Genomic DNA, 13,692 nt, shown 5'->3' with positions numbered 1-13,692 from the left:
CTCATTCGTCCGCCGGCCACACGCGTTCGATCTGCCAAACGCCCGCGACCACCGTCACGTCGACGTTCGAATCGAGCAGCGGCGCGCCGTGATCGGTGATCGTCTGCGTGCCGCCGTCGCGCCGCAGGATGCGCAGCGACAGCGATGCGCGATCCTCGCCGGCGATCTCCGCATTCCAGTAGTCGCTCAGCGCGTCGCGGTCGCCCGGCTGAACGCGTTCGAGCACGAGCGGCACGCTCGCGATCTGCGCGGCATCGACGCCGACGCCGAACACGCGCTCGACGTCGCCGCTCCACTCGATCCGGCCCGACTCCGGATCGAGCACGTACGCGATCTGGCCGGCGCTCGCGAGCGCGAGCTCCATGTTGTTCTGCAGCACCGCCGCATGCTCGTGCACGCGTTCGCGTGTCGTCTTCAGCGTGCTCACCGTCAGTACCAGCAGCGACGCGACCGCCAGATAGAGCTGCGCTTCGAGCAGCGCACTGCCGTAGTGCTCGTGGAACGACGAGAACGGGCCGTCGCCCTGCGCGGTCTGCGCGATCACGATCAGCGCGAGCACCAGCACCGACGACGAGCCCGTTCGGCCGCCGAGCAGCAGCGTGACAGCAACCGTCAGGAACAGCGGGACATACGTGAGCGCGAAGCCGGCGCCCGTGCCGAATTTCCGCGCCGTGTCGCCGTCGAAGATCACGAGCGCGACGAGCGCGAGCAGCACGAACGCGACGATGCCGAGCACCAGGTCGAAGCGCTCGTGGTCGCCCGAGCGGTGCGCGCGAAAGCGCGACCACGACGCGAGCACCGGCGTGACCAGCAGCACGCCGACGAAATCGGCCGCGGCCCACACCGACCACACGTCGAAGAACGGCGCGCCCTTGACCGCCGTGTACCACGCCGCGCCGCCGATCGCGCCGACGACACCCGCGATCAGCCCGGCGAGGATCACCGAGCGCAGGAAGTACAGCCCTTCGAGGGAAAAGCGCACGCGCTGCACGAGCCACACCGCAAGCGCGGCCGCGCCAACCTCGTCGACCGTGAACAGCACCGCGTTGACCAGGCTGCCGTGTTCGATGCCGGTCAGCGCGAGTTGGGCGACGAGGAACGCGCCGGCCAGCGTCGGCCATTCGCGCACCGGCCGCAGCATGAACGCGCCGACCGTCACCCCGGCCGGCAGCCAGATGTAGCCCGTCAACCGGACGGGGCCGTTGAACTCGTGCGAGATGTAGCCGGTCGCGAGATACAGCGCCGCCCAGAGCAGCGCGGCGACGAGGCCCGGCCGCGATCGTTTGGTGTCCATCGAGGATTCCTGTGTGCTGCGCCGTGCGGGCGAGCGCGCCGCCGCGTCGGAAGCGGCCGGCGCGCCTGCGGCCGGCAGGTGCGCGATGTGCGAATGATATGCGGACGGGGCAGGCGGCGGAACACCGGGAGCCGGAAGCGCGTTTTGGCCGCCGACGCACCCGCAAGCCGGCGATTGTGACCGGGAAAGTACCGGAAAAGTTCGTTGTTTGCCGGGCACTCCCGGGACACGTCCGAGAGTCGTCTTGGCCGGACGGCCAAAGTCGCGCGCAGCCGGTCGATCGCGCTTAACATGCAAGGTATCCGAAAGAATTCCTTTCGGGTATCGTCCACGTCTCCAGCCAACATTCCGTATGACCACACGCAATGGAAACAGTAGCGGCTCGACCGATAGCGGCCCCGTTGACGCCATGAGCCGGTTTCGCGTCACTTACGACGGGCCCGCGCTCGAATCTTCCGAAATGGACGTGCGCGAACTCGCGCCCGCGCTGCTGGCGATCGGGGATTTGCTCGACACGTCCACCCGCGCGCTGTGCGGCGATCGGGTTCGGCCGCAGGTGAACGTGCGCGGCAGCTTCAAGACCGGCAGCTTCGGCATCGACTTCACGCTCGCGACCTCGCTGCTTGGCCGCATGCGCGACATGCTGAGCGGCAACGAAGGCACGGCGCTCGCCAATGCGGTCACGATCCTCACCGCGCTCGGCATCGCCGCGCCCGGCGCGAGGAAGGGACTCTTCGCCGTCCTCAAATGGCTGCGCGGGCGCCCGATCCAGCAGGTGCGGATGCAGGACCATACCGCGGTACTGCACGTCGACGGCGAGCAACTCGAGATCGACCTGCCCGTCCTCACCCTGCTGCGCGACGTCGGCGTTCGCAACGCCACCGCGCAAGTGCTTGCGCCGCTCGCGCGCGAAGGCATCATGATCTTTGCGGCCGGCACCGATACGGACGTGTTCGAGACGGTCGCCCGCAACGAGATCGCGTGGTTTCACGCACCCGAACAAGCCGACGCGCTCATTCTCGACGAGCATCGAAAGATGGCGTTCTCGATCGTGTCGCTCGCGTTCAAGGACGACAACAAGTGGCGGCTGTACGACGGCGCGTCGACGATTCACGCGGCGATCACGGATACCGGCTTCCTGTCGCGCGTGAACAACAGCCAGATCCGCTTCGGCAAGGGTGACGTGCTCGTCTGCAATGTCCGTATGCAGCAGTGGCAAACCTCGGACGGCGCAAAAACCGAATACGAGGTAACGGATGTGCTCGAGCATCGTCCGGCCGGCCTGCAGATTCAGTTGCCCGGCCTTTGACCGGCTTCCCGCAATCCGCAATCATTCGCTGCGGGGTTCGACCTTTCCGTCGACCGTCCCGAATGAACGAGTCCGCACCATGACATACGCGATCAGCCTGCGCACGGCGTCCGCCGCCGACCTGCCCTTCCTGCTGACCCTCCGTCAGCTCACGATGACCGAGCACTTGCAACGCGTTGGCGAGCCGACCGACGACGAAGCGCACGACCGGCGCATCCGCGCGAACTTCGAAAACGCGATGATCGTCTGCGAAGGCGCCGCCGCCATCGGCTTGCTGAAGGTGACGCGCGCCGCCTGCGAGTGGCACGTTCACCAGATCCAGATCCTCCCCGCGCACCAGGGCCGGGGCATCGGCGAGGCCGTGCTGAACGAATTGCTGACCGATGCGGCACGCGAGAACGTGCCCGTATCGCTCAGCGTGCTGCACGGCAACCCGGCGCGGCGGCTCTACGAACGGCTCGGCTTTCGCATCGAGTCGGAAACCGAAACGAGCGCGAGCATGATCTGGCGCGCGTGACGCCCGGCGTTTCGACGGCACCGCATTTCCATTACTGCGTGATCTTCGCGTCCTTCAGCAAATTGCCGATCATCTGCGCGCTCGCCTTCTCGACCGCGATCGCCTGAAGTTGCTGCTGAAGCCCCGGCTTCGCGCTCTCGAAGCCCGGCACCTGAGTCGGCCGCTTCGCATCCAGCTTCACGATGGCCCGCACGCCATCGACCGGAATCGAATCCTTCGTCACCGCACCGACCGTCAGTTTCTCGAGCGCCTGCGCGACCGGCAGCGGCAAGCCGGCCGTCTTGCCTTCCGCCGCCGGCGTGTTGAAACTCACCCACGGCAGCTCGCCGCCGGTATCGCGGCTCGGCGCCATGCTGTACTGGCGCGCCAGCCCGTCGAACGACTTGCCCGACTTCAGCTCGCTCAGCACCGTCGCGGCCGTCAGCGGATCCTTGACGACGATCACGCGCGGCTTGTACTCGTTCTTGCCGAGCGCCGCGACCAGTTCGTCGTAGCGCGCCTTGACCTGCTCGTCGGTCACCGGCTCGGGCTTCACGTTGTCGCGCAGGTAAAGCTGCACCTCGGCATTCGCTTTCGCCTGCTGCACCGCTGCCTTGACCTCGGGCTTGTCCGCGTAATTGGCCTTCTCGGCGGCCTGCTGGACCAGCACGCGCGTGATCAGCTGATTCTTGATCGCCTGGCGGATCTGCGGCGAGTCGGGCTGCCCGGACGCGCGCAGCATCGTATCGACGTCGGCCTGCGTGATCGGCGTACCGTTGACGGTCGCGACGGTTGTCGCCGTCTGTGCATGGACAGCACCGCTCAGCGCGCCGGCCAGCGCGGCAATCAGCAACAGGCGGTTCGGTGTCGTTTTCATCTTCATCATTTCGTCGCTTCAGGCTTAAAAACGCGGCATGGGGTGGCCGCGCCGGTTCGCCGGCGCTGCAGCGCGCCTGCGCAACCGTTCAATCGATCCGGTTCATCGTGCACGCACCGGCAGCATCGGCCGGTGCCGCTGTCATTGTGCACGGAACCGCATTTCCGCGTTGGGAGGTTGGGGAAGGCCGCACAAGGCGGCGCGGCGCGCGTTGCGCGCGCCGTTCATGACCCACGCGTGGCGCGGCAATCCCGCGAAAACGCTTCGAATACCGTCATGGCTTCGCGGGCGCGGCCGCCGGCCGCTGCAACCGACGGCCGCGCCGTCGTCAAGGCGTCCACCGGTACACGGTGATGCTGTTCCCCTTCACGTTGTTCTTCATCACCACATACTCGCCGTTCGACCGGCGGTACGCGCGGATGCTGTACATCGCATCGATCGCGCTGCTGGTATCCACGGTCGCGGGGCTCGCGTTGACCAGCGTGGTGTCGAGATTGCCGGTGGTGAGGTTGAACGCGTCGACGTTCGGCCACAGCGGCCCGCTGCTGCTGAACCAGTAGCCGACGAACAGATGGTTGCCGACCGCGTCGATCGATTTCGCGCCGCTGTGCGGCAGCGTGATCACCGGGTCGGGCTTCGTCGTGTTGCCCGCGCTCCAGCCGTGATACACCTCGATGCGCGTGCCGATCGACGTCCAGTCATTGCTCCCGAGCGCGCCCTGCGCGAGCACCATCGTGTCGCTGTCCGCGAGATAGACGATGCGCGTCAGCGGCTGGATGCTGGCGGGCACGCGGGTCGCGACGCCCGGCCCCCACGACGGCTTGCCGCTCGCGTCGAAGCCGGTCAGCGGGTAGTGGGTAATCGCACCGGTCTTGTCGAGGCCGGCCCACACGCCGCCCTGGCTGTCGATGCTGAAGCCACTCGTCACGCGCTGCGTCGTGTTGAACGCGGGGCCCGGAATCGATCCGTCCGGAATCGCGATGTAGCCGTTCGCCGCGTTGAAATGGAAGAAGTAGAAAACCGGCGGGTTCTGGCCGGCCGCGACGAGGATCCGGTTCGCGCCGACCGACGCGAGCAGCCCGAAATGTTCGTCGCGCTGCGTGTCGCTCATGTTGATGCGCGGGTCCGACGGATACGTGAACGGATCGACGGTGTTCGCAACGAACGTGCCGCCCGCGCTGCCGCTGTACACGTGCGTGCCGCCGTAGAACAGCGCGCCGTCCGTCGCCGGGTCCGGTGCGGCGATGCCTTCGAAGTTCAGCGACTGCAGCGTCCAGCGCAGGCTCCCGGCGCTGCTGTACGCATGAATGTCGGTCGCGCCGTTGCGGCCGAGATCCCAGCTGCCGCCCCACGGGTTGTTGAGCACATAGAGATTGCCGCCGGTGTCCTTGCCGATCCCGGCGATGCGCGTGAAGCGCTGCGCGCCGACCTGCCCCTTGATGCCCGTCGTCGTGTCGAGATAGCCGCCGCGCACGCCGAACGTGCCGGCCAGCGCGGGCCGGCCCGCCACCGTGTAGCGCTTGATGTTCTGGTCGGGGCCTTCGTCGCCCGCCAGGAGCTGCCCGGCCGCCGCATCGAAATACAGCGCCGACGGCTGCGACCCGGCCGGCATCCGGATCGTGTTCAGCAACGCGCCGGCCGGGCTGAAGCCGACGATCGAGCCGGCGCGCTTCTGCGCGACCCACACGTTGCCCGCGCCATCCACCGCGAGCGCACCCGGCGCCGATACGTTGATGTCCCGCTGCCACACGCCGTCGGTGGTGAACACGCGCACGCGATTGCCGTAGAAGTCGCTTGCGTAGAGCAGCGAGCCGGCCGTCGCGAGCCCGGTGACGACGTCGATGCGCGGCTGGTTGGTCGCCGCGCTGACCTGGATGACCCGGTCGCGATACTTCGTCGCGCGGTTGTAGCGCCCCACCGCGCCGCTGCCATACGTCTTGCCCGGCTGCAGCGCGACGAACAGCGAGGTCGCATTGCCCGTGATCGCGCTGCCCTGGAACTCGGAATGCGTGCCGATCGATCCGGCGCTCTTGCCGTTCTGGTAGATCGCGACGCCGCCTTCATCCTCGTCCCACATCGAGGCCGTGTAGATCACGCCTTCGGGCGCGACCCACATCGAACGCGCGACGTTGCCGACGTGGGCCGCGAGCGTGCCGTACGTGTTCGCCAGCCAGTCGGTGGTGTTGCGTGCGTGCACGGCCGGCGCAATCGCGGCGATCGCCGCGGCAAGCAGTGCAGCCTGAATTCGTTTTCCGGCGACCATGACGGATACTCTCCTGAATGGAATGGTGCAAAACATTCACATGAGGGGGTGGGCCGGCCAGATGGCTTGAAATCCGCGATGCGTAAATTCTTCCCCTGAATCATCTGGCGCAGTCGGTATTACGTACGGCATGCCTTCGATAATGAGCAGAGCGAGAATAGCGTTATATAAATCGAAAAAAATTGCGAAGCGCCCGCTGACAGACGGCGTAGCTGCGCGACAGTGAATGTTCGCTTATGCACCGGATCGGGAATCGGGAAAATCCGGCTTGCGTCTGCGGGAATATCGCCGCTTGTTCACGGACACGACATATTGAAACCGCGAATGCGTTGTCCCGAGGATCAAAAAAAGCCGCCGAATGCAATGCGAAGTCATTGCACCAAACAAATCGCCGGCCTGAATCCGTTTCGAATCCAGGCCGGCGAAGGTCATGGGCTACGGCGCAGGCAACGCGCGGTCGCCGCCGCGTTGCCGCGCATCATGCCGATGCCGATGTCTCCGGCACCTTCACCTGCGTGACGCGCCCTCCGTCCGAATCGTCGTCGCGCGGCTCGTCGAGCTGCCCTTCCCACTTCGCGACCACGGCGGCCGCGATCGAGTTGCCGACGGCGTTGGTGGCCGAGCGCCCCATGTCGAGGAACATGTCGACGCCCATGATCAGCAGCAGCCCCGCTTCCGGCATGTTGAACTGGTTGAGCGTCGCCGCGATCACGACCAGCGAGGCGCGCGGCACGCCCGCCATCCCCTTCGACGTCACCATCAGCATCAGCAGCATCGTGATCTGCGTACCCAGCGGCAGATGGATGCCATACACCTGCGCGATGAACAGCACCGCGAACGTGCAGTACATCATCGAGCCGTCGAGGTTGAACGAATACCCGATCGGCAGCACGAAGCTCGAGATCTTGCGGTTCACGCCGAAGCGGTCGAGCGTCCAGCAGCTTCGGATACGCGGCCTCGGAGCTCGCCGTCGCGAACGACAGCAGGAACGGCTCGCGGATCAGCCGGATCAGCGTGAACGCGCGCTTGCCGAGGAACGCCACGCCGGCGAGCGTCAGCACGCTCCACAGCAGCGCCAGCGCCAGATAGAAGCTCGCCATGAACTTCGCGAACGTGAGCAGGATGCCGAGCCCTTCCGTCGTGATCGTCGACGCCAGCGCCGCGAACACGGCGACAGGCGCGAACCACATCACCGCGCCCGTCACTTTCAGCATCACCTGCGCGAGATCGTCGATCACGCCGGTCAGGCGCTTGCCCGATTCGCCGAGCGCGGACAGCGCGGTGCCGAAGAAGATCGAGAACACGACGATCTGCAGGATTTCGTTGTTCGCCATCGCCTCGGCGATCGATTTCGGCACCAGGTGCACCACGAAATCCTTCAGCGTGAAGGCGCCCGTCTTCAGGTTGAGAGCCGCGTCGGACGCCGGCAGCGGCAGGCTCAGGTGGCTGCCCGGCTGCAGGAGCGTCGCGGTCAGCAAGCCCAGCAGCAACGACGTGAACGACGCGATGAAGAACCAGCCGAACGCCTTGACGCCGACGCGGCCCACCGCGCTGCCGTCGCCCATCTGCGCAATGCCGACGGTCAGCGTCGCGAATACCAGCGGCGCGATGATCATCTTGATCAGTCGCAGGAACACGTCGGACAGCAACGACACGTAGCCGGCGACTTCCTTCGCCATCTTCGGGTCGGGAAACGCGCTATGGCATGCGTAACCCACGGCGATACCAAGAATCATCGCGACGACGATGTACTTGGTAATGTTGTGTTTCTTCTTCATTAGTAATCCGAATTACAAAGCGTGTGTTTCCAACGGCTGTCAAATCATTCGCGTCCGGCTGCGAATCGGAACCCGCGCCGCCATGCGTGCGGCAAGTCCGCTCTTGGCGGTCGCCATGGCGGACAGGGGACGCATTCTAACGCAAATGGCGCGCAGGCTTTCAAATCTGAAAGCCGATGCGGTTGATCTTCGTCCGGATATCGCCGGAAAGGTCGGTCTTGTCGCGATCCGGCCCGCCTCTCGCCCGGCCGGCGGCGGCGCCATGCCGGAGTAGTCGCCGTTCATGAACCGGCGACAGGAAGCCGAGTCGCCCGGCTTCCCCTCCCCCGGCCGCATCACACGACACGACGACACGGTGGAACGATCGCGACACATTCTCACAAAGATGCGCAGAGCTCGACACTACAACACGTAATGTATATGTAATATTTCGAAACGATTCGCGTTGCCACCATGCCCGGGCGTCGATGCGCAACCACGGGCCGGAAACGCGGCCCCGTGTTCGAGTCATTGCTCCCAACAGGTTGAGTCGTTCATTTTCTCTGCAGTCCTTTTCAAATGAATGATCGAGGAAAAGCGGCATCGTGATGAACATTCTGTACACCAACTTCCACGGCGACTACGGCGGCGGCCAGGACACCTACGTCCGCGATCTCGCCGCCGCGATGAGCCGGCATCACCGCGTGACCGTCGCGTCGCCGGAGGGGAGCCGCCTGTCGCGACTGTTGAACGACAGCCCCGATGTGGCCATCTTCGACATGGAATTCAAACCGCGCTGGAACCGGCTGTACCAGGAAATCGTCCGGCTGCGCCGGCGGATCGTCGCCGAGCGCTTCGACGTCATCCATGTCAACGGGTCCGCCGATCACCGGCAGGTGATGCTCGCGCTGCTCGGGTGCCGGTATCGGCCCGCGGTCGTGCTGACCAAGCACAACACCTATCGCGCCGACAGCTTCGGCAACCTGCTGCGCGCGCGGCTTGCGACCGACCACACCATCGCGGTCAGCGACTATGTCGCGAGCATGCTCGCGCTCCAGTCGCCGTACGGGCAAGTCACGGTCGTCAAGCACGGCGTGCGCCGGCAGGCCGCACAACGACTGGCGAGCGACGAGATCCGCCGCCGCAAGGTGGCCCTGTTCGGACTATCCGGCGCGGACGCGATCGTGCTGGGCAGCAGCGCCGGCACCGCGCCGGAAAAAGGCTGGATGGATCTGATCGCGGCGCTGGGCCGCCTGCCGGAACACGAACGCGAGCGATTTCGCGTGCTGCTGGTCGGCGCGGAGCCGTCCGGCGAGCAACGCGAGCAGATCGCGCGGCACGGCATGGCGTCGCGCACCGCTTTCACGGGGCGGCTCGACGACGTCTGCGCACCGTTCTCGATCATCGACGTGTCGTTCGTGCTGTCGTACCACGAGAGCCTGTCGTACGCGTGCCGCGAAGCGATGTCGCTCGGCTGCCCCGCGATCGTGACGCGCGTGGGCGGGCTGCCCGAGAACGTCGAGCCGGGTGTGGACGGATGGGTCGTCCCGCCGCGCGAGCCCGAAGCGATCGAGGCGATCCTGCGCGCGATCGTGCAGGAGCCCGGCTGCGTCCGTGCGATGGGACGCAGCGCACGGCTGAAAGGCAAGCGCGAATTCTCGTTCGACAAATTCGTCGAGGCGACCTTGTCCGTCTATCAGAAATCGGTTCGACACAACCCCTATCGCTGGGTGACATCCCTGAGATCCACGAAATGGCAATGAATATCTGGAAGAAGTACTGGGACCTGCGCACGCAGGAGTGTCCGTGCGACGTGCACTTCGTCGAATGGCTGGAATCCGTGCGCCTCAACGGCATCCGAATCTATCACTTCGGCACCGGCGGCCACCACCATGTCGGCGTCGAATGCGCGCGGCCGCACCTGAACAACACCGTGTTCGGCGTGACGGCGTCGCCGAAGGAATACAAGTCGTATGTCGATCTCGTCACGCGGCAGCCGGAAGTCAGCAAGACCTACCTGGCCTATTTCGGCGACATCTATACGAGCAATTCGGACCTGCTGCCGGCGTTCGACGTCGTCACGCTGTTTCACCTGTGCGAATTCCGCGACGACACGAACAGCCGCTACGGCGCGAAGACCGACGCGGAAGTGCTCGACCTGTTCGCCCGCCATACCGCACGCGAGGGCCACCTCGTGTTCTACAAGGGCTCGTCGGCCTACCGGAAGGCCGAGCCGATCATCGATCAGTGGGCGGCGAATGCCGATTTCACCGAGGTCGGCGAGTTCAAGACCCTGCGGATTTTCCGCAAGGCCGCGTAATCCTCCGTTCCTGCGACCCGCCGATGCTGCTGTCCCCCACGCGCTATCCGATCCTGATGTATCACCAGATACGCCCGCTGCCGCCGCCGCCCGACCGGCTGCGCAGCCTGAGCGTCGCGCCCGATGCGTTCCGCCGCCAGATGACGCTGTTCAGGCGGCTCGGCTACCGCGGCGTGAGCGTGCGCGAACTGCAGCCGTATCTGCGCGGCGAGCGCAGCGGCAAGGTCTTCGGCATTTCGTTCGACGACGGCTTTCTCAACGTGCTGACGCATGCGATGCCCGTGCTGGACGCGTTCGGCTTCACCGCGACCTGCTACTTCGTCGCCGGCCGGTTCGGCGGCGAGAACGACTGGGATGCGAGCGCCGATACCGCACGCTCGCCGCTGATGACGTACGAGGACATGCTCGCGTGGCGCGATCACGGCCATGAAATCGGTTCGCATACGCTCGATCATGTCGCGCTGTCGTACCTGCCGGCGCACGTGTCGGACCTTCAGGTAACCGAATCGAAGCGGCGGCTCGAAGCGTTGAGCGGCCAGCGCGTCGAATCGTTCTGTTATCCGTACGGCGATCTGGATGCGCGTGTGCGCGACCAGGTCGCGGACGCCGGTTACGGCAATGCGACGACGACCCGGCGCGGTTGCGCCGATGCGTCCGACGATCCGTTCCTGTTGCCGCGGATTCCGGTGGCGGGCGGCGTCGGGGCCGTCAGGCTGTGGTTCAAGTGCGTGAAGGGACGAATTCGGGCGCGTGGATAGTGTGCGCAACCGTCCCGGGTCGCGGAACATCGCCGGCCCGCCACATGGCGCCAAAAGTTAACTTGTAGAGTTATCGACACATTAGTAGCATTCGCTACATGGATGCTATTTCGACCTGGTCGCTCCTCGTTCTGACCCTTCCAACAGAAAACGCGACGGCCCGCATGCGGTTCTGGCGCGCGCTCAAGGCGAAGGGCTGCGCGGTGCTGCGCGACGGCATCTACCTGCTTCCGCACACCGACGAGCGCGAGGGCATGCTGCGCGAACTCGCGGATGCGATCGCCGAAAGCGGGGGCACGGCGCACCTGCTGCGCGCACCCAGTCTTGACGTGTCGCAGGAACAGGAATTCCGGGCGCTGTTCGATCGCGGCGACGACTACGCGACCTTCATGCGAGCGCTCACCGACGCACGCAAGACATTGGCCGCACAGTCCGCCACCGAGCTCACCCGCCTGCTGCGTCGCCTGCGCAAGGATTTCGACGCGATTCGCGCGATCGACTATTTCCCGGGCGACTCGGCAACCCGCGCCGAAGTTGCGCTGCGGGATTTCGTCGCACGGGTCGACACCGTGCTGTCGCCGGGTGAACCGCACGCCGCGGATCGCGCCATCCGCCCGCTGGCGATCGACGCGTATCAAGGGCGCACGTGGGCGACGCGGCAGCGGATGTGGGTCGATCGGGTCGCCAGCGCCTGGCTGATTCGCCGGTTCATCGATGCACGCGCCCGCTTCATCTGGCTCGCGTCGCCGGCGGCGTGCCCGGCCGACGCGCTCGGCTTCGACTTCGACGGCGCGACGTTCACGCACGTCGGCGAGCGCGTGACGTTCGAGGTACTGCTGGCCAGTTTCGGGCTCGACACGGACCCGGCGCTGATACGGCTCGGCGAGATCGTGCACGCGCTCGACGTGGGCGGTCCTGCCGCGCCTGAAGCGGTCGGCTTCGAGGCCGTGATGGCCGGCACGCGCCAGCGCGCGGAGAACGACGACCAGTTGCTCGAACAGATGGGCGCCGTGCTCGACGCGCTGTACGCGCATTTCGCGTCGGACGGCAAAAACGGAACCGAGGCCAGATCATGACCGCCCCCCTCGCCGCGACCGAACCAGCCTATTCGCTCCGCGAACTGGTCGCTTACATGCTGCGTCTCGGCACGTTCGGTTTCGGCGGGCCGGTCGCGCTCGCGGGCTACATGCGTCGCGACCTGGTGGAGCGGCGCGGCTGGATCACGGAGGCCGATTACAAGGAAGGGCTCACGCTGGCGCAGCTCGCGCCGGGGCCGATGGCGGCCCAGCTCGCGATCTACCTCGGCTTCGTCCACTACCGCGTTCCCGGCGCGACGCTCGTCGGTATTGCGTTCGTGCTGCCGTCGTTCCTGATGGTGCTCGCACTCGGGTTCGCCTATGCGCACTTCGGCGGGTTGTCATGGATGCAGGCCGTCTTCTATGGCGTCGGCGCCGCGGTGGTCGGCATCATCGCGATGAGCGCGTACAAGCTCACGACGAAAACCGTCGGCCACGACAAGCTGCTCTGGGCGATCTTCCTGACGCTTGCCGCGGTGACCTTCGTCACGGAATCGGAAGTCGCGTGGCTGTTCGTCGTCGCCGGTCTGATCGGCTGGCTGTGGCGCGCCCCGCCGAAGTGGCTGCGCCGGGGTGGGCTGAATGCGGTTGCCGCCGCCAACCTGCCGGCGGCCAGCGGCATGCTGAGCGGCCTCGACCTGCCGCAGCTCGTCCAGATCGGCGCGTTCTTCATGAAGGCGGGCGCGTTCGTGTTCGGCTCCGGACTCGCGATCGTACCGTTCCTCTATGGCGGCGTCGTCACCGAACATCACTGGCTGAACGACAAACAGTTCGTCGACGCCGTCGCGGTCGCGATGATCACGCCCGGCCCGGTCGTGATCACCGTCGGATTCATCGGCTATCTGGTCGCGGGCTTCCCGGGCGCACTCGTCGCCGCGCTCGGCACCTTTCTGCCTTGCTACCTGTTCACCATCGTGCCGGCGCCCTACGTCAAGAAATACGGTCACCGGGCCGACGTCAAGGCGTTCGTCGACGGCATCACGGCGGCGGCCGTCGGTGCGATCACGGGCTCCGTCCTCGTCATCGCGAAACGCTCGATCGTCGATATCCCGACCGCCGCGATTGCCGTCGCGACCGTTCTGCTGTTGTGGCGCTTCAAGAAGCTCCAGGAACCGGTGATCGTCGCCGCCGCGGCACTCGTCGGGCTGGCGGCCTACCCGTTGCTCCATCGTTGATCGGGCATCGCGGTTCGCGCTTTCGGATCGGCGTGCCGGCGCTGTCCGCCGGCCCGCGAACATCAGTTGACCTGCAACTGGCCGCCGCGGCCGAGGCCGCCCTTCACGTCCTGCGCCTTGTAGCTGCGCAGCGCGACGACCACCTTGTTGTACGCGTCGATGAACGCGACCACCGTCGCCTTGCCTTCCGGCGTCGACGAGAAACCGGCGAGCGCCCCGCCCACGCCGCCGCCGAACCCGCCCAGCGCCGCGCCGTAGTTGGTCGCCGTCGAGCTGCCTTCCGACGCCGCGATCTGCACCGCCGAGCGCACGTCGAACAGCGTCAGCGTCACGACCGACGCCTTCGCCTGCAAGTGGCCCGCCACCG

11 protein-coding genes and 2 pseudogenes are annotated in these 13,692 nt (G+C 66.2%); 7 read left to right on the top strand and 6 right to left on the bottom strand.

Features of this window, described 5'->3' with window-relative positions; translation table 11 throughout:
* Position 1: 1 nt before the first annotated feature.
* A complete protein-coding gene (locus BFF94_RS24535; protein WP_128841955.1) occupies positions 2 to 1,294 on the bottom strand; it encodes an MASE1 domain-containing protein in 1,293 nt (430 codons plus the stop codon).
* Positions 1,295 to 1,646: 352 nt separating this feature from the next.
* On the opposite strand from BFF94_RS24535, the gene BFF94_RS24530 reads away from it, so the two are divergent.
* Together BFF94_RS24530 and BFF94_RS24525 are read left to right on the top strand one after the other, a co-directional pair.
* On the top strand, positions 1,647 to 2,603 hold the full coding sequence (locus BFF94_RS24530; protein ID WP_128841959.1) for an LAPAL motif-containing putative phage structural protein: 957 nt from the start codon (positions 1,647 to 1,649) through the stop codon (positions 2,601 to 2,603).
* 79 nt (positions 2,604 to 2,682) lie between these two features.
* Complete coding sequence (locus tag BFF94_RS24525) at positions 2,683 to 3,120, top strand: GNAT family N-acetyltransferase (RefSeq protein ID WP_128841954.1); 438 nt, start codon at positions 2,683 to 2,685, stop codon at positions 3,118 to 3,120.
* Between the two features lie 31 nt (positions 3,121 to 3,151).
* On the opposite strand, the gene BFF94_RS24520 is transcribed toward BFF94_RS24525, so the two are convergent.
* From BFF94_RS24520 to BFF94_RS24505, 4 genes and pseudogenes are all read right to left on the bottom strand, one after another.
* Positions 3,152 to 3,982: a peptidylprolyl isomerase gene (locus BFF94_RS24520; protein ID WP_128841958.1), complete on the bottom strand. Its 831-nt coding sequence runs from the start codon at positions 3,980 to 3,982 to the stop codon at positions 3,152 to 3,154.
* 322 nt (positions 3,983 to 4,304) lie between these two features.
* A complete protein-coding gene (locus tag BFF94_RS24515) occupies positions 4,305 to 6,239 on the bottom strand; it encodes an SMP-30/gluconolactonase/LRE family protein (RefSeq protein ID WP_128841953.1) in 1,935 nt (644 codons plus the stop codon).
* A 478-nt stretch (positions 6,240 to 6,717) separates the two neighbouring features.
* A pseudogene (locus BFF94_RS24510) lies at positions 6,718 to 8,017 on the bottom strand (dicarboxylate/amino acid:cation symporter).
* A 160-nt stretch (positions 8,018 to 8,177) separates the two neighbouring features.
* On the bottom strand, positions 8,178 to 8,612 hold the full coding sequence (locus BFF94_RS24505) for a hypothetical protein (RefSeq protein ID WP_128841952.1): 435 nt from the start codon (positions 8,610 to 8,612) through the stop codon (positions 8,178 to 8,180).
* Here BFF94_RS24505 and BFF94_RS24500 point away from each other — a divergent pair.
* The 5 genes from BFF94_RS24500 (at position 8,605) to BFF94_RS24480 (ending at position 13,325) form a co-directional block, all read left to right on the top strand.
* Positions 8,605 to 9,759, top strand: coding sequence for a glycosyltransferase (locus BFF94_RS24500; RefSeq protein ID WP_128841951.1), 1,155 nt, complete (start codon positions 8,605 to 8,607; stop codon positions 9,757 to 9,759). The genes BFF94_RS24505 and BFF94_RS24500 overlap by 8 nt on opposite strands.
* A complete protein-coding gene (locus BFF94_RS24495; protein WP_128841950.1) occupies positions 9,756 to 10,316 on the top strand; it encodes a hypothetical protein in 561 nt (186 codons plus the stop codon). The genes BFF94_RS24500 and BFF94_RS24495 overlap by 4 nt, the downstream gene beginning before the upstream one ends.
* Before the next feature lie 23 nt (positions 10,317 to 10,339).
* Positions 10,340 to 11,074, top strand: coding sequence for a polysaccharide deacetylase family protein (locus BFF94_RS24490; RefSeq protein ID WP_128841949.1), 735 nt, complete (start codon positions 10,340 to 10,342; stop codon positions 11,072 to 11,074).
* 98 nt (positions 11,075 to 11,172) lie between these two features.
* Positions 11,173 to 12,150 (top strand): chromate resistance protein ChrB domain-containing protein, encoded by a 978-nt coding sequence (locus BFF94_RS24485; RefSeq protein ID WP_162285530.1) that lies wholly within the window; start codon positions 11,173 to 11,175, stop codon positions 12,148 to 12,150.
* Positions 12,147 to 13,325, top strand: a complete 1,179-nt coding sequence (locus tag BFF94_RS24480; RefSeq protein WP_128841947.1) for a chromate transporter — start codon at positions 12,147 to 12,149, stop codon at positions 13,323 to 13,325. Before BFF94_RS24485 ends, BFF94_RS24480 begins: the two co-directional genes overlap by 4 nt.
* Before the next feature lie 62 nt (positions 13,326 to 13,387).
* Here the strand turns inward: BFF94_RS24480 and BFF94_RS24475 are convergent.
* Positions 13,388 to 13,692, bottom strand: a pseudogene (locus BFF94_RS24475) (hypothetical protein); the annotation flags it as partial.

The sequence above is a fragment of the Burkholderia catarinensis genome (assembly GCF_001883705.2).
Lineage (GTDB): Bacteria > Pseudomonadota > Gammaproteobacteria > Burkholderiales > Burkholderiaceae > Burkholderia > Burkholderia catarinensis.
Note: the sequence above shows the minus strand (reverse complement) of the source record. Positions and strands in the feature narration are given on the sequence as shown.

What these genes read in the sequence shown, in the direction of transcription:
- BFF94_RS24535 (WP_128841955.1), bottom strand. Translation starts at nt 1,294, where the DNA reads ATGGACACCAAACGATCGCGGCCGGGCCTCGTCGCCGCGCTGCTCTGG.
- BFF94_RS24530 (WP_128841959.1), top strand. Translation starts at nt 1,647, where the DNA reads ATGACCACACGCAATGGAAACAGTAGCGGCTCGACCGATAGCGGCCCC.
- BFF94_RS24525 (WP_128841954.1), top strand. Translation starts at nt 2,683, where the DNA reads ATGACATACGCGATCAGCCTGCGCACGGCGTCCGCCGCCGACCTGCCC.
- BFF94_RS24520 (WP_128841958.1), bottom strand. Translation starts at nt 3,982, where the DNA reads ATGAAGATGAAAACGACACCGAACCGCCTGTTGCTGATTGCCGCGCTG.
- BFF94_RS24515 (WP_128841953.1), bottom strand. Translation starts at nt 6,239, where the DNA reads ATGGTCGCCGGAAAACGAATTCAGGCTGCACTGCTTGCCGCGGCGATC.
- BFF94_RS24500 (WP_128841951.1), top strand. Translation starts at nt 8,605, where the DNA reads ATGAACATTCTGTACACCAACTTCCACGGCGACTACGGCGGCGGCCAG.
- BFF94_RS24505 (WP_128841952.1), bottom strand. Translation starts at nt 8,612, where the DNA reads ATGTTCATCACGATGCCGCTTTTCCTCGATCATTCATTTGAAAAGGAC.
- BFF94_RS24495 (WP_128841950.1), top strand. Translation starts at nt 9,756, where the DNA reads ATGAATATCTGGAAGAAGTACTGGGACCTGCGCACGCAGGAGTGTCCG.
- BFF94_RS24490 (WP_128841949.1), top strand. Translation starts at nt 10,340, where the DNA reads ATGCTGCTGTCCCCCACGCGCTATCCGATCCTGATGTATCACCAGATA.
- BFF94_RS24485 (WP_162285530.1), top strand. Translation starts at nt 11,173, where the DNA reads ATGGATGCTATTTCGACCTGGTCGCTCCTCGTTCTGACCCTTCCAACA.
- BFF94_RS24480 (WP_128841947.1), top strand. Translation starts at nt 12,147, where the DNA reads ATGACCGCCCCCCTCGCCGCGACCGAACCAGCCTATTCGCTCCGCGAA.